The sequence below is a fragment of the Agrobacterium sp. El2ro-1b genome (assembly GCF_048298475.1).
In the GTDB taxonomy this organism is placed as follows: Bacteria; Pseudomonadota; Alphaproteobacteria; order Rhizobiales; family Rhizobiaceae; genus Agrobacterium; species Agrobacterium fabrum.
Genome location: NZ_CP103458.1, coordinates 782,272 through 801,982 on the forward strand (window position 1 = coordinate 782,272; position 19,711 = coordinate 801,982).

Consider the following 19,711-nt stretch of genomic DNA (forward strand, 5'->3'; position numbering starts at 1 on the left):
GATGAATATTCTTGATGGACGTCACTTCGGCCTTTTTGCCGCATCATTGATGCAATATACAAAAGGGATGAACGTTGCGACCCCGATTTCCGCTGAAAAAGCCGCCTCCAGGGCCGAAGTCCGTATTGGCCATACGGTCTGCCCGCATGACTGTCCGAGCGCCTGCGCGCTGGAGGTCGATATCAATGCCGATGGCCGCATCGGCCGTGTGCGCGGCGCCAATGCCAATACATATACCGCCGGCGTCATCTGCGCCAAGGTGGCGCGTTATTCCGAGCGCATCTACCATCCCGGCCGCCTGCTGACGCCGAAGCGTCGCAAGGGCGCAAAAGGGGCGGGCGACTGGCAGGAAATCTCCTGGGAAGCGGCGCTGGACGAGGTGGCCGACGCTTTCGTCAAGGCGGAAGCCCGGCACGGTGCCGAGGCCATCTGGCCCTATTTTTACGCCGGCACGATGGGGCAGGTGCAGCGAGACTCCATTGAACGTCTGCGCCACGCCAAGAAATATTCCGGCTTCTTCGGCTCCATCTGCACCAACATGGCCTGGACGGGCTATGTGATGGGCACCGGCGCGCTGCGCGGCCCCGATCCGCGCGAGATCGGCAAGGCCGATGTCGTCGTCATCTGGGGCACCAATGCGGTGGCCACCCAGGTCAACGTCATGACCCATGCGGTGAAAGCCCGCAAGGAGCGTGGCGCAAAGATCGTCGTGGTCGATATCTACGACAATCCGACCATGAAACAGGCGGATATGCGCATCGTCCTGCGTCCCGGCACGGATGCGGCACTGGCCTGCGCCGTCATGCACATCGCCTTCCGCGACGGTTATGCCGATCGCGATTACATGGCGCGCTTCGCCGATGATCCGGCGGGGCTCGAAGCCCACCTGAAGTCAAAGACGCCACAATGGGCATCCGAAATCACCGGTCTTTCCGTGGAAGAGATCGAGGCTTTTGCGCGGCTTGTCGGCACCACGAAAAAGACGTTCTTCCGGCTGGGTTACGGTTTTGCCCGCCAGCGCAATGGCGCAGTCGCGATGCATGCGGCGCTTTCCATCGCCACGGTTCTCGGCTCCTGGCAATATGAGGGCGGCGGGGCCTTCCACAATAATGGCGATATCTTCCGACTCAACAAGGCGGAGCTGATGGGCAGCTCTTACGCCGACCCTGAAGTTCGCCAACTCGACCAGTCGCAGATAGGCCGCGTGCTGACGGGGGACGCAGAAGCGCTGCGCCATGGCGGCCCGGTGACGGCGCTGCTCATCCAGAACACCAATCCCGTTAATGTCGCGCCTGAACAGCGGCTGGTGAAACAGGGGTTCCTGCGCGACGACCTCTTCGTTGCGGTGCATGAGCAGTTCATGACGGAAACGGCCGAGGTGGCCGATATCGTGATGCCCGCCACCATGTTCCTCGAACATGACGATATCTATCGCGCCGGCGGCCAGAACCACATTCTGCTCGGCCCCAAACTGGTGGAGCCGCCGGAAACGGTGCGCACCAACCTCTTCGTCATCGAGGAGCTGGCAAAGCGCCTCGGTGTCGACCATATGCCCGGCTTCGGCCTCTCCGCCCGCGAGCATGTCGACCGTATGCTCAAAGTCAGCGGCTGGGGCGATTTCGACACGTTGGCGGAAGAGAAATGGATCGATGCGCAGCCGCCTTTCGAGGTGGCGCATTATCTCGAGGGTTTTGGGTATGGCGACGGAAAATTCCGCTTCAGCCCCGACTGGGCAACCGGACCGTCTCCGAACAAGCCGCCGAAGAACATCGGCGTCATGGGGCCGGTATCGGAGTTTCCGAAATTTCCGGATCAGGTCGATGTCATCGAGGTTGCGGATGCGGACCATCCCTTCCGGCTGGCGACCTCGCCAGCGCGCAACTTCCTGAACTCAACCTTCGCGGAAACCAAAACCTCCGTGCAGAAGGAAGGCCGTCCGGAATTGATGGTCTGTCCCGAGGATGCGGCCAGCAACGACATTATGGATGGCGATATCGTCCGCATCGGCAATACACGCGGCGAAGTGCGCCTCCATGCGAAGATCGTGGAGGGCGCAAGGCCGGGTGTGCTGATTGCCGAGGGCCTGTGGCCGAACAGGGCGCATCTGGACGGCGAGGGCATTAATGTTCTGACCGGTGGCGACGCCGTTGCGCCTTACGGGGGAGCTGCCTTCCACGACAACAAAGTATGGCTCCGCCGCGACGACGAGGCCGGCGAGGCTTGATACGGCACCGCCATACAGACGATCTGAAGCAATCCCACGACAGGCAAGGACATATCCGGTGACACAGACGCAGGCGAAAAACTTCCCAGCCGACATCGATTCCGGCAGAATCCAGCTCGTGGAAAAAGAAACGGTGTGGAAGGGCTTCGTGCACATGCAGAAGCTCATTTTCGACCAGCGCATGCCCGATGGCAGGACGATGCGCATCGTGCGGGAAGTGCATGACCATGGCAGCGCCGCCGCCATTCTTCTTTATGACGTGAAACGCGACAGCGTGGTGATGGTGCGACAGTTCCGCCCCGCCGCTTTCGTGAACGGCGATCAAAGCTTTATGATCGAGGTGCCGGCAGGGCTTCTCGATGACGACGGTGCGGCCGATGCCATTCGCCGTGAGGCGATGGAAGAATCAGGCTACGCGGTCGAAAAGGTCGAGTATCTCTTCGACATGTATGCGAGCCCCGGCACGCTGACGGAGAAGGTCAGCCTCTTCGTCGCCCGCATCGACCTCGACGTGCAGGCCGGCGACGGCGGCGGGCTGGAGAACGAAGGTGAGGATTTGGAGGTTCTGACCTATGGCCTCGACGAGGCCTTCGCGATGATCGCCTCCGGTGAAATTACCGATTCCAAGACGATCATTCTGTTGCAATGGGCGATGTTGAATCGCGACCGTCTTCTTTCCAGAGCGTAATTTCATCCGCGGTTACGTTTGAGCGCCCTGAGCGCTCGGCCCGTATAGCGGCAATGAGCTTTGGGCGGGTCTGAGGGGTGCTGACTTTGACCAGACACGCTACGACCTCATCTTCGCGCTTAACCACCAACTCGTCCCCGCCCTTAACCTTGTTATCAAAACCGGCCTTTGACACCGGCGCCTACGAAAAGAGACTGGATATCGCCGCCCCCCGCATTATTGTAGACGAGGCCGGTTGAGCTTCCGAATGGCGTAGCGGTTTTATCGCCGCGAGAAAAACTGGTATATTCGTAAGCGCCGTCGAGATAGAGGGAGGCATTGTCAGTCAGGTCATAGGCTATCCCCGCTTTCGCTCCGAACATCCCGCCTATGTCGAACTTATCGGCAAAACGTAGCGAGCGCATCCAATGATCGTCCGTGGCTTTCGCATAGACCATTGCGCCGCCTTCAAGACCCGCATTCAGCGACCAGTTGCCGAATTTGCGTCCACCGCTCAGGTTGCCGTAAAACACCGGAATTTGCTGTCTGTAAGTAATCGCTTTTTCGCTGTTTCCGAACTCACCGACATTATCGCGGAAACCTCGGGAACTGTAGATGTAGTTTCCGCCATATGAGGACCATTGCACGTCGGTGTAACGAAAGCCGACGCCGGCGCTGAGGTGCTGCAGCGGGTCCTCCAGCAGGGTGCGGTTTAATTCTATACTTCCAGTCAGGTAGTGGTCCAGCCGCGTGTCGCCGTGCTCTGAACGGTGGCTCCATCCATTCTTCGATGTATCTCTGTAAAACGGGCTGAGCCAATCGTAGTCGGTCATGAAGCCATCACCTGCAAAGCCGATACGACCTTCCGTTTTGATGCGCCAATCGGGTGAAAGCTCAAATCCAAGCGATCCGCGCAGAGCCATCGCGTTTGTCGTTTTCCAGTCGAGCTGACTGTTTTTATGACTGCCGCTATAGAATTTTTCCGTTGCCTTAATGTTAAGAACGCCGACATCCAGTGAGGCAGTAATGCCGCTTTGTTCGGCGGCGAGTGGGAGGCTCGTGCCTATCAACAAAACCGCAGAAAGCGGCAGGGAAAATTTCGAAAATCGCATAATCGCTCCTGAATGACCGGAGGGCCTGAAATGGGGGCCGTTGCGGGCATTAAAGGTGATTATGGTAAATGATCGGTTTATTCGTAATAAATTACAATATTACTCGTTTTTTAATTTAGTAATTAAGAAATTATGAGGCGGATATTATGCTTTCACGTTCGGATTTAATCGCGCTGGAAGCAAATATAGTCTTGCCACCTTCCATTCGCACTTTGCCATCCGCAAGAAGTTTCAGCGCAAGCGGGTAAAGGTGGTGCTCGACGGTCAGAATGCGTGCCGCCAGCGTATCGGCCGTGTCGCCGGAAAGCACCGGAACAGCGCCCTGCGCGATGGTCGGGCCTTCATCCATGCCTTCGGTGACGAAATGCACGGTGCAGCCGGAAATCTTCATGCCGCTATCGATGGCGCGCTGATGGGTGTGAAGACCGGGGAAAAGCGGCAGCAGGGAAGGGTGGATATTGATGATCCGGCCCTCATAGGGGGCGATGAAATCCCCCGATATCAGCCGCATGTACCCGGCAAGGCAGATGATATCAGGCGCGATCTCGCCAAGCGCTGCCAGAATGGCGCCTTCATGTTCGGCCTTGCTGCCATAGGTTTTGCGTTCGAACACCAGCGTCGGAATGCCGAGGTCACGGGCTTTTTCCAGCCCGCCCGCGGACGCCTTGTCGGAAATCACGCAGGCGATTTCGGCCGGAAAATCCTTCGCCTGACAGGCCTTGGCCAGCGACACCATGTTGGAGCCGCCGCCGGAGATGAAAACGACGACACGTTTGCGACCGGACGACAAGGCGGCGCTCATCATAGGCCGAGAGTGCCCTTGTAGATCGTGCCGTGCGCGCCGTCTTCGCGGGCGACCATGCGGCCGAGCGGGAAGACGGTCTCGCCTTCCGCCGTGAGCGCCTCGGTGACCTTGGCAGCATTTTCAGCCGAAACGACGACGATCATGCCGACGCCGCAATTGAAGGTGCGCAGCATTTCATGGGCTTCGACGCCGCCGGTCTTGGCGAGCCAGGAGAAGACGGCCGGAACCTTGATGGCGGCAAGATCGATCTCGGCGGCGAGATGCTTGGGCAGAACGCGCGGAATGTTTTCCGGGAAACCACCGCCGGTAATATGTGCCAGCGCCTTCAGCGCGCCGGTTTCGCGGATCGCCTTCAGAAGCGGCTTCACATAGATGCGGGTCGGGGTCAGCAGCGCTTCGCCGAGCTTCTTGCCGTCAGCGAAGGGTGCGGGAGCACTCCAGTCCAGACCGGAGATCGATACGATCTTGCGGACCAGCGAAAAGCCGTTGGAGTGAACGCCGGAAGAGGAGAGGCCGAGAATGACGTCGCCTTCGGCAATATCGCCGGCCGGCAGAAGCTGGCCGCGTTCGGCTGCACCGACGGCAAAGCCGGCGAGATCGTAATCGCCATCGGAATACATGCCGGGCATTTCAGCGGTTTCGCCGCCGATCAGCGCACAGCCGGATTCGCGGCAACCGGCGGCGATGCCGGAAACGATGGCGGCACCCTGGTCGGGATCGAGCTTGCCGGTGGCGAAATAATCGAGGAAGAACAGCGGCTCTGCGCCCTGGACGACAAGGTCGTTGACGCACATGGCGACGAGGTCGATGCCGACGGTGTCGTGATAGTCAGCGTCGATGGCGATCTTCAGCTTGGTGCCGACGCCGTCATTGGCGGCGACCAGAACCGGATCGGTGAAACCCGCGGCCTTCAGATCGAACAGGCCGCCGAAGCCGCCGATTTCGCCATCCGCGCCGGGACGCCGCGTGGAGCGCACCGCCGGTTTGATCTTCTCGACCATCAGGTTGCCGGCGTCGATATCCACACCTGCATCACTATAGGTAAGACCGTTCTTGCCCGACTGGCTCATGGCTCTCGTCTCCGCTGGTTCCTTTGGCGTCGCCATTCGCACGGGACGGGGCCTGATGCAAGGGTTTGAGTGGCAAAAGCTCCGGTTTTTAACGGCTTTGGCATCGGCGGTGACCGGGTGTCGCCATGGCTGAGCCTGCGGCGGGGCAGGCCGCAACGGCCCCGTGGCGTCTTTCAATAGACAAGTCGTCCATGGCTTTGATGCTGCAGTCTTGACCATATGCATACGCACATCCTATCTCCATGATGGGCGATGACGGCATCGGCGACAGAAGGAAGAACGAATGCAACCCCATGTGAGCGGCACGAGCCTGCGCCGGCAGGTGTTTTTCTGGATTGGCGTGCTTGCCGTCTTTGTCCTCTTCCTGATGGTTTTCAGCTCCATTCTGCTGCCTTTCGTGGCGGGCATGGCGCTTGCCTATTTTCTCGATCCGGTGGCCGACTGGTTGGAGCGGCGGGGCTTGAGCCGGTTGATGGCGACCGTCGTCATCCTCGTTTCCTTCGTGCTGATCTTTGCGCTGTCGCTCATCATCATCATTCCGCTGATCGCCGCCCAGGCATCGGAATTCATCACACGCATCCCGCAATATATCTCGTCGTTGCAGCAGCTGATCGCCGGTGCAGATACCAATCTTCTGCCGGATTGGGTGAGCGGCCAGATCAACTCGGTAAAGGAGAATTTTTCAAAGCTCCTGACCGAGGGCGCCGGTTTCATCGGCACGCTTTTGACGCAGATATGGAATTCCGGCAAATCGCTGGTCGATGTCCTGTCGCTTCTGGTCGTCACGCCCGTCGTTGCCTTTTACCTGCTGCTCGACTGGGACCGGATGATCGACAAGGTCGACAGCTGGATCCCGCGTGACTACGTGCACACCGTCCGCCAGATTGCCCGCGACATGGACAAGACGATTGCCGGCTTCGTGCGCGGGCAGGGGTCGCTCTGCCTCATTCTCGGGGTTTATTATGCCGTCGGCCTGTCATTGGTGGGCCTGAATTTTGGTCTACTGATCGGCCTTTTCTCCGGCCTCATCAGCTTCATTCCCTATATCGGCTCCATGGTCGGCCTCATCCTCGCGGTCGGCGTCGCCATCGTGCAGTTCTGGCCGGACTATATCTATGTCTTCCTGACGCTCGTCGTGTTCTTTTCCGGCCAGTTCATCGAAGGCAACATCCTGCAACCGAAGCTTGTCGGTAAAAGCGTCGGCCTGCATCCGGTCTGGCTGATGTTCGCGCTCTTCGCATTCGGTGCGCTTTTCGGTTTCGTCGGCCTTCTGGTCGCGGTTCCCGCTGCCGCTGCGGTCGGCGTGCTTGTCCGCTTTGCATTGTCGCGGTATCTTGAAAGCGATCTGTACCACGGGCACGCCGCCAATCTTCCCTGGGACGCCAACCCTGCCCTGGAAGAACGGGAAGCGTCCGCTGGCAAGATTGACTCTCAGAGCTGACAATGACTGACCAAATCAAAACCGACAACGCCCGGTCGAAGGCCGAGCAGCTGCCGCTCGCATTTTCGCACCAGTCCGCTTCCGGCCGGGAGGATCTCCTCGTTTCCGCCTCGCTTGCGGCTGCCGTCAGCCTCGTCGATGAATGGCCCAACTGGCCGTCGCCTGTGGTGGTGCTGGCCGGGCCGCCGGGTTCGGGAAAATCCCATCTCGCCAATATCTGGAAAAACATCAGTGATGCCCGCGACATTCACCCGCATGCGGGCGCGGATGCCGCGCGTGCGGCTGAAACGGGGCCGGTTCTTTTCGAGGATGCCGACCGGCGGGGTTTCGACGATACGGAACTTTTCCATGTCATCAACAGCGTGCGCCAGCACGGCACGACGCTTTTGATGACCAGCCGGCAATGGCCCGCCGCATGGCCGGTGACGTTGCCGGACCTGCGTTCCCGCCTGAAAGCCGTCACCGTGGTGGAAACCGGTGAGCCGGACGAGGGGCTGCTGGCGCAGGTGCTGGTAAAACTCTTTGCTGACCGGCAGCTTTATATGGATGACAAACTCATAGGCTACATCGTCAACAGGATGGAGCGTTCGCTCGACACGGCGCAGACAATCGTGGAGCAGATCGACCGCCTGGCGCTTTCGCGCGCAACGAGGATCACCCGCCCGCTGGTGGCGGAAGTCCTCAACGCGATGGACAATGCGGCGGCAGGGGACGGGCCGGACGGCGATTGACTGTCACAGTTCCGTCGTCAAACTGTTATACGGGCAAGAAGGACGATCACGCGATGCAGCAGGATCACGGCACGGAAATCGGTCAGGGGATGGAACAGGGCATGGACGCTATCGCGCAGGAAGACTTCAACAAGGTTCAGCCGGTCGCTGAGGGCGAGAACCTCTGGGACAGCCCGGCGCGTTTCATCAACCGCGAATTCTCCTGGCTGCAGTTCAACCGCCGCGTTCTCGAGGAAACGCTGAACACGGATCACCCGCTTTTGGAGCGGCTGCGCTTCCTGTCCATCTCGGCCGCCAATCTCGATGAATTCTTCATGGTCCGCGTTGCCGGCCTTGAAGGCCAGGTGCGCCAGAAGATCACCGTCAGGACACCCGACGGCAAGACCCCGGCCGAGCAGCTGGAAGATATTCTGAAAGAGATCGACAATCTGCAGATGGAGCAGCAGGCCTCGCTTGCCGTCCTGCAGCAATATCTCGCCAAGGAAGAAATCTTCATCGTGCGGCCTGCCGCACTTTCCGAAGCGGATCGCACCTGGCTGGGTACCGAATTCGAGGAACGCATTTTCCCGGTGCTGACGCCGCTCTCCATCGACCCTGCGCACCCGTTCCCCTTCATTCCGAACCTCGGCTTCTCCATGGGCCTGCAGCTTGACAGCGTCAACGGCCGCGAGCCGATGACGGCGCTGTTGCGTCTCCCCACGGCGCTCGACCGCTTCGTTCGTTTGCCGGATGAAAAAAACGCCATCCGTTACATCACGCTCGAAGATGTGGTCGGCCTGTTCATTCACCGGCTTTATCCGGGCTATACCGTTCGGGGATTCGGCACGTTCCGCATCATCAGAGACAGTGATATCGAGGTGGAGGAAGAGGCGGAAGATCTGGTTCGCTTTTTCGAAAGCGCGCTGAAGCGCCGCCGCCGTGGTTCCGTCATCCGCATCGAGACCGACAGCGAAATGCCGCCGTTGCTGCGCCAGTTCGTGGTGCATGAGCTTGGCGTGCCGGATAACCGCGTTGCCGTTCTGCCCGGCCTGCTCGCGCTCAATACCATTTCGGAAATCGTGCGCGCACCGCGCGACGACCTGAAATTCGAGCCTTACAACGCCCGTTTCCCGGAGCGCGTGCGCGAACATGCAGGCGATTGCCTCGCCGCCATCCGCGAAAAGGACATGGTGGTTCACCACCCCTATGAAAGCTTCGACGTAGTTGTGCAGTTCCTGTTGCAGGCTGCGCGCGACCCCGAAGTGCTCGCCATCAAGCAGACTCTTTACCGCACCTCCAACGACAGCCCGATCGTTCGTGCGCTGATCGATGCCGCGGAAGCCGGCAAATCCGTGACCGCGCTGGTCGAGTTGAAGGCGCGTTTCGATGAAGAGGCGAATATTCGCTGGGCGCGCGATCTGGAGCGCGCCGGTGTGCAGGTCGTGTTCGGCTTCATCGAACTCAAGACCCATGCCAAGATGTCGATGGTGGTGCGCCGCGAAGACGGCAAGCTCAGAACCTATTGCCACCTCGGCACCGGTAACTATCACCCGATCACGGCGAAGATTTATACCGACCTGTCCTTCTTCACCTGCAACCCGAAGATCGCCCATGACATGGCGAATATCTTCAACTTCATCACGGGTTACGGCGAACCGGAAGAGGGCATGAAGCTCGCCATTTCACCTTACACGCTGCGCGCCCGCATCGTGAAGCACATCAATGAAGAGATAGAGCACGCCAAGCGCGGTGCGCCGGCGGCGATCTGGATGAAGATGAATTCGCTGGTCGACCCTGAAATCATCGATACGCTTTACCGCGCCAGTGCGGCGGGCGTGGAGATCGATCTGGTGATCCGTGGCATTTGCTGCCTGCGCCCGCAGGTGGCGGGCCTGTCGGATAATATCCGCGTCAAATCCATCGTCGGCCGCTTTCTGGAACACAGCCGCATCTTCTGCTTCGGCAATGGTTTCGGCCTGCCATCCGACAAGGCTCTGGTCTATATCGGCTCGGCAGACATGATGCCGCGCAACCTTGATCGGCGTGTGGAAACGCTGGTGCCGCTCACCAATCCCACCGTGCACGAGCAGGTTCTTTCACAGATTATGCTGGGCAATCTCATTGACAACCAGCAGAGCTACGAGATACTTGCGGACGGAACGTCGAGGCGCATCGAGGTGCGTAAAGGCGAAGAACCGTTCAACGCGCAGCACTATTTCATGACTAATCCCAGCCTTTCCGGACGTGGTGAAGCCTTGAAGTCCAGTGCGCCCAAATTGATTGCCGGGTTGATTTCGTCCCGCAAGAAACAGGCTGAATGACTCGATCAGAAGCACAGGGGCGGCTGACCGGCCTTGCCCCCGTTTCCGTCATAGATATTGGTTCGAACTCCGTTCGTCTTGTCGTATATGAAGGTCTTTCCCGCGCGCCCGCGGTGCTGTTCAATGAAAAGGTCCTGTGTGGCCTTGGCAAGGGACTGGCGCTGACGGGCCGCATGCATGAGGAAGGCGTCACCCGGGCGCTGATGGCGCTCAGGCGCTTCCATGTGCTTTCCGAACAGGCGCAGGCGCAGAAGCTTTATGTGCTCGCCACGGCGGCGGCGCGCGAGGCGGAAAACGGCCCGGATTTCATCCGCGAGGCCGAAGCCATTCTCGGCTGCGAGATCGAGGTGCTGTCAGGCGAGAAGGAAGCGCTTTATTCGGCCTATGGCGTGATCAGCGGTTTTTATCAGCCCGATGGCATCGCCGGCGACCTTGGCGGCGGTTCACTCGAACTCATCGACATCAAGGACAAGAGCTGCGGCGAGGGCATCACCCTGCCGCTCGGTGGCCTTCGGCTGTCGGAACAATCGGACGGTTCGCTCGAAAAGGCGGCCACCATCGCCAGAAAACACGTTAAATCCTTCGCGAAGCTTCTGGCAGCCGGCGAGGGGCGCACCTTTTATGCGGTTGGTGGTACATGGCGAAACATCGCCAAGTTGCATATGGAGATATCAGGCTATCCGCTGCACATGATGCAGGGATATGAATTGCCGCTGGAAGAAATGCTGAATTTTCTGGAGGAGGTTATCGTCTCCCGGGACAGCAAGGATCCGGCCTGGCAGGCGGTCTCCAAGAACCGCCGTTCGCTGCTGCCCTTCGGCGCCATCGCCATGCGTGAAGTTCTGAGAGCGATGAAGCCGGCCAAGATCGCCTTCTCCGCGCAGGGCGTGCGTGAAGGTTATCTTTATTCGCTGCTGACGGAAGCCGAGCGCGAATCTGATCCGCTGCTGGTCGCGGCGGATGAGCTTGCCATTTTGCGCGCCCGTTCGCCCGAACATGCGCGCGAACTGGCGGATTGGAGCGGTCGCACCTTTCCTGTCTTCGGTATCGACGAGACGGAAGAAGAAAGCCGCTACCGGCAGGCGGCCTGCCTGCTGGCCGATATCAGCTGGCGCGCGCACCCGGATTACCGCGGCCTGCAGGCGCTGAACATCATCGCCCATTCGTCTTTCGTGGCGATCACCCATCCCGGCCGCGCCTATATTGCGCTCGCCAATTATTATCGCTTCGAAGGCCTGAACGATAACGGTACGACTGAACCGCTCGCCGCCATGGCGGGCGAACGCCTGCAGGAACTCGGCAAGCTGCTGGGCGGCTTGCTGCGCGTCGTTTACCTCTTCTCGGCCTCGATGCCTGGTGTCGTTGACCACCTGAAATTCCGCAAATCCGACAACCCCGATATCGATCTGGAATTCGTGGTGCCGCATGATTATTGCGATTTCGCCGGCGAGCGGCTGGATGGCCGTTTGCAACAGCTGGCGAAGCTGACGGGCAAGCGGCTGGCGTTTGTGTTTGAGTAACGAACGGCAATGCCCTGTTTTGCGGCGCTGGCTACGACCAGCGCTCGCAAAAGGCTTCGATATCACCTGACTGGAAGTCGGCGAGCCGCGCCATGATCGTCTCGAATGGCCAGTCCCACCAGGCGATGGCGGCAAGCTTCTCCGCGATGGATCGTGAAAAGCGCTCGCGAATGATTTTTGCGGGAACGCCGCCGACGATGGTGTAGGGCGGCACATCTTTGGTGACAACGGCACCGGCGGCAAGAACCGCGCCGTCTCCAACCGTTACACCCGGCAAGACGATGACCCCGTGGCCGATCCAGACATCGTGACCGATGATGGCGCGATCCTGCTTTCGCTGGGCGAAGAAGGCGTCGTCGCGCACCGCATCGGCAGCGTAATATTCCGGGCAGTAGCTGAAACGATGCATGGATGGCCGGTCCATCGGGTGGTTCGGAGCGCCTATCCTGACCTCCGCAGCAATGGCGCAGAACTTTCCGATTATCGCATCACCCACCATGCAGCGCGGCCCGAGATAGGAGTAATTCCCGAGTTCAACATTGTGCAGCGAGGTGTCAGCCAGGACCTCGCAGCATCTGCCAATGTTCGAATCTCTTATGCTCGCCGTGGCATCAATGACGGTCTCTGCGAGTTTCGGGCGCTTGATCTGTACGGTCGAGTCCATTCCAGTCTCCGATTTTGCGCTTGCTTAACCGGGGATGATGAAGAGCCTGTGACGTGAGGTGGCAAAGCAGTCCGGTCGTAACAGGCTTTTTTTCAAGTGCGGATCAGGTGGGTTTCCTCATGCAGCATCTTCTCGTCATCGATGAATGTCACTCATCGGTGATATTGGCCGCCGAATCCTTTTTCTTCCAGTAATGCTCAGTTATGTTCTGAGCGTTCCGAATGATATGACCAGCGATTTCGGGGTCTCCGCCCTCGAAGGTTTTCGGATCGGCCCCACATAACATCAGAAAGAGCTGCTGATGTGCGACAGCGGCAAAATAGTCGTGAGGCGGTGGCTGCATATCTGAATCAACGGCCTGGAATGCGTCATTGACCTCTTTGCTGGCACGCTCAAGCGCTGCGTGAATGGTGGCCATCATCGCCGCTTCCTTGCGTTCCAGTATATCCTGAATTTGCTGTTCCGCCGGCGTCAATACCGGGCAACTCTCACTCATCAACGTCTCTCCTGTTGGAGCATCCATTGCGCCGGCGAGGATTATCGCATTGATTGTGACCGCTTTGCGGAAAGATGGAAATCGCGGTTGTGGATGAGGCGGGATGCCTGACCGCCATGCCTGAAATCGCCTGACAAACGCGCACGGCCGGCACTGCCGTGCAAAAGGCTCAGCTGTGCCCCAACGCCTTTCGGATGCAGGCGCTGAGATAGGCATATTGCAGCGGCGTTATCGTTGCCATGGCTTCCGTGCGGCTGGCGAGTTGGTCCTGATAACCGACCGGAATATCGAATTGGGCGAAGGTAAAATCCCAGCGGGTGCCTTCGACGATATTGTAGAAATGCTCGGCACCGTTGACAGCGGTTTTGGCAAGCTCGCCGCCGAAGATGTCCTGAACCACCAGCGCGGTCACGCTGCCTTGTCCCTTGGCAGGGTTTTCGCGTGACCAAAGGTTGCTGGTCTCACCCGACCAGCTTTTCTTCAGGGCGTAATAAAGTCTCTCTGCATGGTCCTGCATGAAATGCCTTCTTTTCCGCAAGCATGTTTCGGTTAGAACATTTCCAGCAAAACTGGGCTCCGTTTTGTGTCCGGAAATGCGTAAAAACAAAGAGTTAGAGCAATGGAGTTGAACCGGTGTTCACCGGAATTGCCCTGGCTCTGGAGAATCGGAACGGAGCGCCATGCAAATATTGGTCTGCGGGGCGCTCCGTGGGGATCATTCGCGGCTGCCAAAGCGATTGGCAGCAGCCCTGGTCTTACTTCGCGTCCAGCAGGTCCTTGACCTCAAGCAGGACGAATTCGTTGTCGTCAGCCTTGTCCAGCGCGCGGCCGGCAGAGAAGGGCAGGTTGTTGTCGTTGCCGACGATGATATGCGTGGCGTCAACGCGGTCGACATTCTCGATGGTGACGAAAGGCATGTCGTAATAACCATTGCCGCCGCCCTGACGCTTCTTGTTGTCGGGATCGGAGATTTTCAGAAGATCGATATAGCCGATCTTGCGGGCGGCCTTGCCGACATTGGCGTCATTAAATTCGATCTTGTAGATGCGCTTCACCTTGGCGGGCACGGCAAAGCAGTTTGCTTCCGGCTTTTTCGGGTCGGCGCAGGCCTTGTCGGCGGTGCCGGCACCATTGTCGCGTTCGATGACCAGTGCGGTGCTGTCATCAAGCATGTTGAAGTCGCCGATGGCTTCGCCGCCCTGTGCCAGCGGATAGAGCCAGGTGCGGCCGGTCCATTCCTTCTTGGCGGTGTCGAGTTCGATGATGCGCAGTGCGGTCGCGCCATCTTCGGTCTTCTCCACCTGGCCATCGGCCATGTAAAGCGGGCCTTCCAGAAGGCCGTAAAGCTTCGAGCCATCCTTGGAGAGCGCCATGCCCTCATAACCGCCTGACCGCTTCAGATTGAAGGCCGGCATTTTCTGCGTCGGGTTGCCGGGCAGGGCAAGCGTGGGATGATCGGGAGACTTCACCTCGATGTCACCGGCCTTGGTGGAGATGACATCGGTCAGCTTGCCGTCGCGGGTGAATTTCAGGATATAGGGGCCGAATTCCTCGCCCACCCAGAAACCATCGGCAACCGGCTGAATGGATTCCACGTCGAAATCCGCACCGGTCAGATAACGCTTGCTCGACCCTTCGAGAACGATGGGGAAGGGCGCCTTCATGTCGGGATCGGAAAGGAACACGGTTTCCAGCGCGTTGACCTTGCCGGCGTCCCAGTCGAACTTCAGGTGGTGAAGCATCAGCATCGCGTCGCTGGAATTGAGCTTGGAACCGAAGCCATTGTCGGAAAGGCTCCAGAAGCTGCCGTCGGGCATCGCCTTGATGCCGGAGAAACCCTGCATCGGCTGGCCGTTAAACGGCATGGAAAGACCGGTCAGTCGCACGCCATCCTTGCCCGGCACGGTGCCGAGACCTTCCGCGCGCTTGCGGTCGGCGGTGGTGAACTTGGCGGAGGTCTTGAGGTATTCAGGCGCGTCAGTGGGCGCCGGGATGATGGTGTTCGCCGGCAGGATGGCGTGGGAGACCAGCTTTGCAGGGAATTCCTGTTCGGCCGCGTGCGAGATGGAGGCGAACGCAAGGATGGCGCAGGACGCAAAAAGAATGTGCTTCATGATGGAGACCCCTCTCAATACCTGTTGAAGACAGGATTGACGCGATAGGGTCGCCGCATGACAGGCAGGTGATTGCCGTTTGAAGCTTTGATGAAATTTTGTGACGGCCGTCGCCGGCAAATAGCCTCCGGGCGCCGATAAGCCTTATGCGGCAGGGGCCTGATATTGGCTGAGCGTGCAGACGCCGAGCGTCTGGCCACGGCCTTTTACCGCATGTTCGCCGAGATATTCGCTGCGTACGCCCTTCGGAAGCACCAGCTGGTGGGCGAGATCGGCGGAAATCAACACCGGATGGCCGAGCATCTTGCTCAGTGATTCGAGCCGGGATGTCGTGTTCACCGTATCGCCGAAATAGGTGATCTTGTGGTGATCGACACCGATTTCTGCCGTGATGACCGGCCCGCCATGGATGGCGAAACGCAGGCGCGGCACTTCGCCGAAGCGGGAGAGCCACATGTCGCGTTTTTCCTCGATGGTCGCCTGAATGTCGAAAACGCAGCGCACGCAGGCCGCCCGCCGGATCGCCATATGATAGGGCCAGGTGATGATAGCGGCATCGCCGATGTAATCGTCGATGACGCCGCCATGCCGTCTGACCGGTGCTGCATAGCTGGCAAAGATTTCGCCGAGGAATTCCTGGGCCTTCAGGTCGCCATGGGTTTCGGCAAAGGAGGTGGAGCCGACGAGATCGATGAAGATGAAGACGCGGTCTTCGCTGACCGGGCGGCGATAGCGCCCAAGAATAAGATCGATGAAGATATCGCGGCCGAGAAGCTCGCGCACGCGCATGATAAACACGATGATGCCGCAGACGATAAGCGTGAAGATCAGTGTCTGCACTTCGGCATGCACCGCTCGCTTCCAGGTGCCGGGAAATATCCCGCTGAGCCACAGGATCGTGCCACCGAGCCCGAAGCCGCAAAAAACGAGAATGGCGTAAATGATAAGGCCGACGGCGATATAGGCCGGTGTCGGCAAGGCGCTCACCTGCCGCGACAGGCCGGGCAAGATGTAACCGCGCTCAAAGGCGAGAATCGGTGCGCAGGCGAAAAGCGCATAGGTCGCGCCGATCAACGCGCCGCCGCCATATTCCAGAAAGGCGTAGGCCACCCCGGCGCCGGCCACGGCAACGAAGAGCACCACGTAATCCAGAATGGGCAGCAATTTTCTCATGTCGGCTCTGATCTCGAAAAGGGAAGCCGGCGCTCCCTTCGGGCAAAGCTTCTGTTCAGGTCATATGCGACATTAGTGTGGAAAAAGCGCCGCAAAAAGTGAGCAATCGGTAAGGTTGCATGAAGGATTGGTAAGGCTGTTGCCCGGTTGCCGCAAACGCCTGCCGATGAGGCACTACTTCTAATAGGATGTTCTGTAATAGACGGTTTCAAGCGGGGATTGTGGCCGGTCGTCGGGCGTGTGGTTCGACCATTTGACCGGAAAGGCGGCAAAACGAAGCTTGTTGCCATCGATCCAGGCGCGGTCGAACAGGGTTTCCCCCTTGCGGGCAAAGGTGATGGCGGCGCAGGTGCGGCCATCGACGTCGAGGGCAATGTTCTCTTTCCAGTCGCTCAGGCCACAGCCCATGCCTTTCGGATCGCGATTATAGTGTTCGACGACATCGCCATCATTCGGGGTCATGGTGATCGAGGTGACGGTGTGGGCAAAGAGCAGGCTGTCCTGATCTTTCAGGCCGCCATCCAGCGTGCCCTCGTAACGCACCTGCACCGTCGGCCGCTGGCAGCCGTTGCTGGCATAAATCTGCGACACCGCATGTATGCGGCTATCGCGAATGGTAATGCGCGTGATGATGCCGTGGCGGTCGTTTTTGCCGATCTTCAGGCAGTCGGTCGTCCATTCACCCTGCAGATCGACCTTGTCCTGGGCCGCCCGGGCGGGAACAGAGGGGAGAATGCCTGCCGCCGCAACAAGTGCGGCGAGCAGCAGAGTGTGGGCAGGTTTCATGGCAAGACCCTCAAATCGCGCGACCATCGCCAAAGAGATGAGGCGCGATGCGGGCAAAATTGGGGTGAGAAAGGCGGGCGGTTACGACTCGCTTGCCGCAACCTCAACTTCCACGGCCTCGACCTTCTTACCGGCGAAACGCAGGGCCACTTCGCCATTGATGAGTTTCAGCGCCACATCGCCAAACAGCTCGCGCCGCCAGCCGGTCAGCGCCGCAACGGTTGCGTTTTCACCTTCGGACGCGATCTTGTCCAGATCGTCGCTGTTGGCGATGACCTTGGCCGCGACGCCGTGCTTGTCTGCCGTCAGTTTCAGGAGAACCTTCAAAAGCTCCACGGCAGCACCGGAACCTTCCGGTGCGTGGCTGTGGCGCGGTGCCTTCGGCATCTCTTCTTTCGGCAGCGCCAGCGCCGCATTCACCGTTTCGATGATGGCGGTGCCGGAGGCGGACCGTTCCCAGCCCTTCGGAATGGTGCGAAGCCGCGACAGCGCCTCGGCGTCCTTGGGCTGCTGCTGGGCGATTTCGAAGATCCCATCGTCCTTCAGCACGCGGGAGCGCGGCACGTTGCGCGACCGCGCCTCACGCTCGCGCCAGGCGGCGACGAATTTGAGGATGGCGAGTTCCGTCGGCTTGCGCAGGCGCGATTTCAGCCGCAGCCACGCATCGTCGGGATGCATGTCATAGGTGTCACGCGATTCCAGAATGTTCATCTCTTCGGTCAGCCACAACGAGCGGCCTTCGCGCTCCAGCTGCGTCTTCAGCGCCAGATAGACGTCGCGCAGATGCGTCACGTCGGCCAGCGCGTAATCCAGCTGCTTTTCGGTGAGCGGACGGCGGCTCCAGTCGGTGAAGCGCGAGGATTTGTCGATCTGCACATTCTTGATCTTCTGGACCAGCTGGTCGTAGGAGATCGAATCGCCGAAACCGCAGACCATGGCCGCGACCTGCGTGTCGAAAATCGGATGGGGAATGAGCCCGCCGAGATGGTAGATGATTTCGATGTCCTGCCGTGCGGCGTGGAAAACCTTCACGACGTTTGGATTGGCCATCAGTTCGAACATCGGCGTAAGATCGATACCCTTGGCCAGCGGATCAACCAGTACTTCGAGCGTCGGGCTCGCCATCTGTACGAGGCACAGCTCCGGCCAGAAGGTTGTTTCCCGCAAAAATTCGGTGTCGATGGTAATGAATTCCGATTTCGCCAGTTCCGTGCAGGCTTCGGCGAGGGCGGCAGTCGTTTCAATCATTGCAAATGGCCACTCGTGAAAATTATCCGTCTTACTTTCTCTTTGGCGGGCGCATGTCAATACAAAGCCCGCTTTTCCGGCCTCAAGGATCGTTTTTCTCGGGCGGATCGGGGTCTTTCCTGTCGTTTTTGGTAGGCGGCGGGGCCGCCAGCTTCTGAAAGTAGGCCGAGGTGCGCAACAGCGAGCTGAACCGCCAGTTCCGCTCCTCCACGGGTACGCCCTCGCGCACCCGCAGCCTGTATATGGTGTAGGCGATGAAAACGATCTGGATCGCGGCCGTATAGCTGAACAGCGCCTTGGGCCCGAACTGGTCGATCAGCAGCGAAGCGAGCAGCGGTCCGACCGTCGCGCCCACCGACCAGAAGAACAGCAGCCCGGCGGACATCATCGCATGTTCGCCTTCCCTGGCGTGATCGTTGCCGTGCGCGGAACTCAGCGAATAGAGCGGCAGGGCAAAGGCGCCGAAGACGAAGACGCCGATGATGTTGCTCCATTCATCCGTGCCGGCGAAGAAGGCGAGGAACAGGCCGACGATGACAGAGCCGGCGGTGGTGGCGAGAATGATGATGCGCCGGTCATAGCGGTCGGAATAGACGCCGAGCGGATATTGCAGCACCACGCCGCCGATGATGCCGGCGCTCATGAAGGTGGCGATGGCGGTGACGGACATTCCGATCTGTTCGGCATAGATCGGCCCCATGTTGCGAAACGCCGCCATGCTGAGACCGACGGCCACGCAACCGACAACGGCAAGCGGCGAGATGCGCCAGACCGCAAAAAGATTGAAGGGAATCTGCTTCGGCGGCGTGGGGTTGGATTTGTCGGCAATCGAGATTGGCACCAGCGACAGCGTCAGCGCCATGGCGATCAGCGAAAACACCACGGGTCCATCAATGCCGGCGACGGGAATTATATATTGGGCAAGCGTCACGGAACCGAGATCGACGAAACGATAGATCGACAACGTGCGCGCACGGTTGGAATTCGTCACCTGCGCATTGATCCAGCTTTCTATCGCGGCAAAAAGACAGGCGACGGCAATGCCGATGACGAAGCGCATCAACATCCAGAACAAGGGATGGAGGACGAGCGGCATGGCAATTGAGGCGGCCGATGCGACCGCCGCCATCGTGGCGAAGGTTCTGATATGGCCGATCCGGCGCATGAGCTGCGTCACCGAAATGCAGCCGAGCGCGAAGCCGATGCTATAGGCGGCGCTGATGAGGCCTATGGTGCTGGCCGAAAATCCTTCGGACAGGCCCCGCAGCGCGATATAGGTTCCCTGCAGGCCGTTGCCGCCGATCAGAATGCCGGCGGTGACGAGAAGCGGAATAAGAGGTCTGATCTGGCTCATTGCGGG

The 19,711-nt window shown here is 59.4% G+C and carries 17 protein-coding genes; 6 read left to right on the forward strand and 11 right to left on the reverse strand.

All coding sequences use genetic code 11. The annotated features are described in order from the left end of the window. The first annotated feature begins 1 nt into the window (after position 1). Together NYR50_RS03890 and NYR50_RS03895 are read left to right on the forward strand one after the other, a co-directional pair. Positions 2–2,224 (forward strand): molybdopterin-containing oxidoreductase family protein, encoded by a 2,223-nt coding sequence (locus NYR50_RS03890; RefSeq protein WP_418136829.1) that lies wholly within the window; start codon positions 2–4, stop codon positions 2,222–2,224. 58 nt (positions 2,225–2,282) lie between these two features. Further along, positions 2,283–2,912, forward strand: coding sequence for an NUDIX domain-containing protein (locus NYR50_RS03895; protein WP_418136830.1), 630 nt, complete (start codon positions 2,283–2,285; stop codon positions 2,910–2,912). 155 nt (positions 2,913–3,067) lie between these two features. Here the strand turns inward: NYR50_RS03895 and NYR50_RS03900 are convergent, their stop codons facing one another. The 3 genes from NYR50_RS03900 to purM all read right to left on the reverse strand — a co-directional run bounded on the left by NYR50_RS03900 (position 3,068) and on the right by purM (position 5,878). Beyond that, entirely contained in the window at positions 3,068–4,003 is a 936-nt protein-coding gene (locus tag NYR50_RS03900; RefSeq protein WP_418136831.1) for an omptin family outer membrane protease, read from the reverse strand. Between the two features lie 130 nt (positions 4,004–4,133). Continuing rightward, positions 4,134–4,808: a phosphoribosylglycinamide formyltransferase gene (gene purN, locus NYR50_RS03905; RefSeq protein WP_418136832.1), complete on the reverse strand. Its 675-nt coding sequence runs from the start codon at positions 4,806–4,808 to the stop codon at positions 4,134–4,136. Beyond that, positions 4,805–5,878: a phosphoribosylformylglycinamidine cyclo-ligase gene (purM, locus tag NYR50_RS03910; RefSeq protein ID WP_269710546.1), complete on the reverse strand. Its 1,074-nt coding sequence runs from the start codon at positions 5,876–5,878 to the stop codon at positions 4,805–4,807. Before purM ends, purN begins: the two co-directional genes overlap by 4 nt. 283 nt (positions 5,879–6,161) lie before the next feature. On the opposite strand from purM, the gene NYR50_RS03915 reads away from it, so the two are divergent. The 4 genes from NYR50_RS03915 to ppx are packed head-to-tail and all read left to right on the forward strand — an operon-like array spanning position 6,162 to position 11,870. Continuing rightward, positions 6,162–7,319: an AI-2E family transporter gene (locus NYR50_RS03915; RefSeq protein ID WP_174008178.1), complete on the forward strand. Its 1,158-nt coding sequence runs from the start codon at positions 6,162–6,164 to the stop codon at positions 7,317–7,319. Between the two features lie 2 nt (positions 7,320–7,321). Further along, entirely contained in the window at positions 7,322–8,050 is a 729-nt protein-coding gene (hdaA, locus tag NYR50_RS03920; protein WP_418136833.1) for a DnaA regulatory inactivator HdaA, read from the forward strand. Further along, complete coding sequence (locus tag NYR50_RS03925; RefSeq protein WP_418136834.1) at positions 8,047–10,350, forward strand: RNA degradosome polyphosphate kinase; 2,304 nt, start codon at positions 8,047–8,049, stop codon at positions 10,348–10,350. Before hdaA ends, NYR50_RS03925 begins: the two co-directional genes overlap by 4 nt. Further along, positions 10,347–11,870, forward strand: coding sequence for an exopolyphosphatase (ppx, locus tag NYR50_RS03930; protein ID WP_010971426.1), 1,524 nt, complete (start codon positions 10,347–10,349; stop codon positions 11,868–11,870). Before NYR50_RS03925 ends, ppx begins: the two co-directional genes overlap by 4 nt. 31 nt (positions 11,871–11,901) lie before the next feature. Here ppx and NYR50_RS03935 read toward each other — a convergent pair whose 3' ends face one another. The 8 genes from NYR50_RS03935 to NYR50_RS03970 all read right to left on the reverse strand — a co-directional run bounded on the left by NYR50_RS03935 (position 11,902) and on the right by NYR50_RS03970 (position 19,705). Beyond that, positions 11,902–12,534, reverse strand: a complete 633-nt coding sequence (locus tag NYR50_RS03935; protein WP_418136835.1) for a DapH/DapD/GlmU-related protein — start codon at positions 12,532–12,534, stop codon at positions 11,902–11,904. A gap of 148 nt (positions 12,535–12,682) precedes the next feature. Then, positions 12,683–13,030, reverse strand: a complete 348-nt coding sequence (locus NYR50_RS03940; protein ID WP_418136836.1) for a hypothetical protein — start codon at positions 13,028–13,030, stop codon at positions 12,683–12,685. A 169-nt stretch (positions 13,031–13,199) separates the two neighbouring features. Further along, a complete protein-coding gene (locus NYR50_RS03945; RefSeq protein WP_418136837.1) occupies positions 13,200–13,547 on the reverse strand; it encodes a YunG family protein in 348 nt (115 codons plus the stop codon). A gap of 238 nt (positions 13,548–13,785) precedes the next feature. Then, the gene (locus NYR50_RS03950; RefSeq protein ID WP_174008183.1) at positions 13,786–15,144 is read right to left on the reverse strand and encodes an esterase-like activity of phytase family protein; all 1,359 of its coding nucleotides are present in this window, start codon (positions 15,142–15,144) and stop codon (positions 13,786–13,788) included. Positions 15,145–15,288: 144 nt separating this feature from the next. Then, the gene (locus NYR50_RS03955; RefSeq protein ID WP_418136838.1) at positions 15,289–16,317 is read right to left on the reverse strand and encodes an adenylate/guanylate cyclase domain-containing protein; all 1,029 of its coding nucleotides are present in this window, start codon (positions 16,315–16,317) and stop codon (positions 15,289–15,291) included. 180 nt (positions 16,318–16,497) lie between these two features. After that, entirely contained in the window at positions 16,498–17,103 is a 606-nt protein-coding gene (locus tag NYR50_RS03960) for a hypothetical protein (RefSeq protein ID WP_418136839.1), read from the reverse strand. A gap of 81 nt (positions 17,104–17,184) precedes the next feature. After that, positions 17,185–18,351, reverse strand: a complete 1,167-nt coding sequence (gene rnd, locus NYR50_RS03965; protein WP_418136840.1) for a ribonuclease D — start codon at positions 18,349–18,351, stop codon at positions 17,185–17,187. Between the two features lie 82 nt (positions 18,352–18,433). Next, entirely contained in the window at positions 18,434–19,705 is a 1,272-nt protein-coding gene (locus NYR50_RS03970; protein ID WP_418136842.1) for an MFS transporter, read from the reverse strand. Positions 19,706–19,711 lie beyond the last annotated feature (6 nt).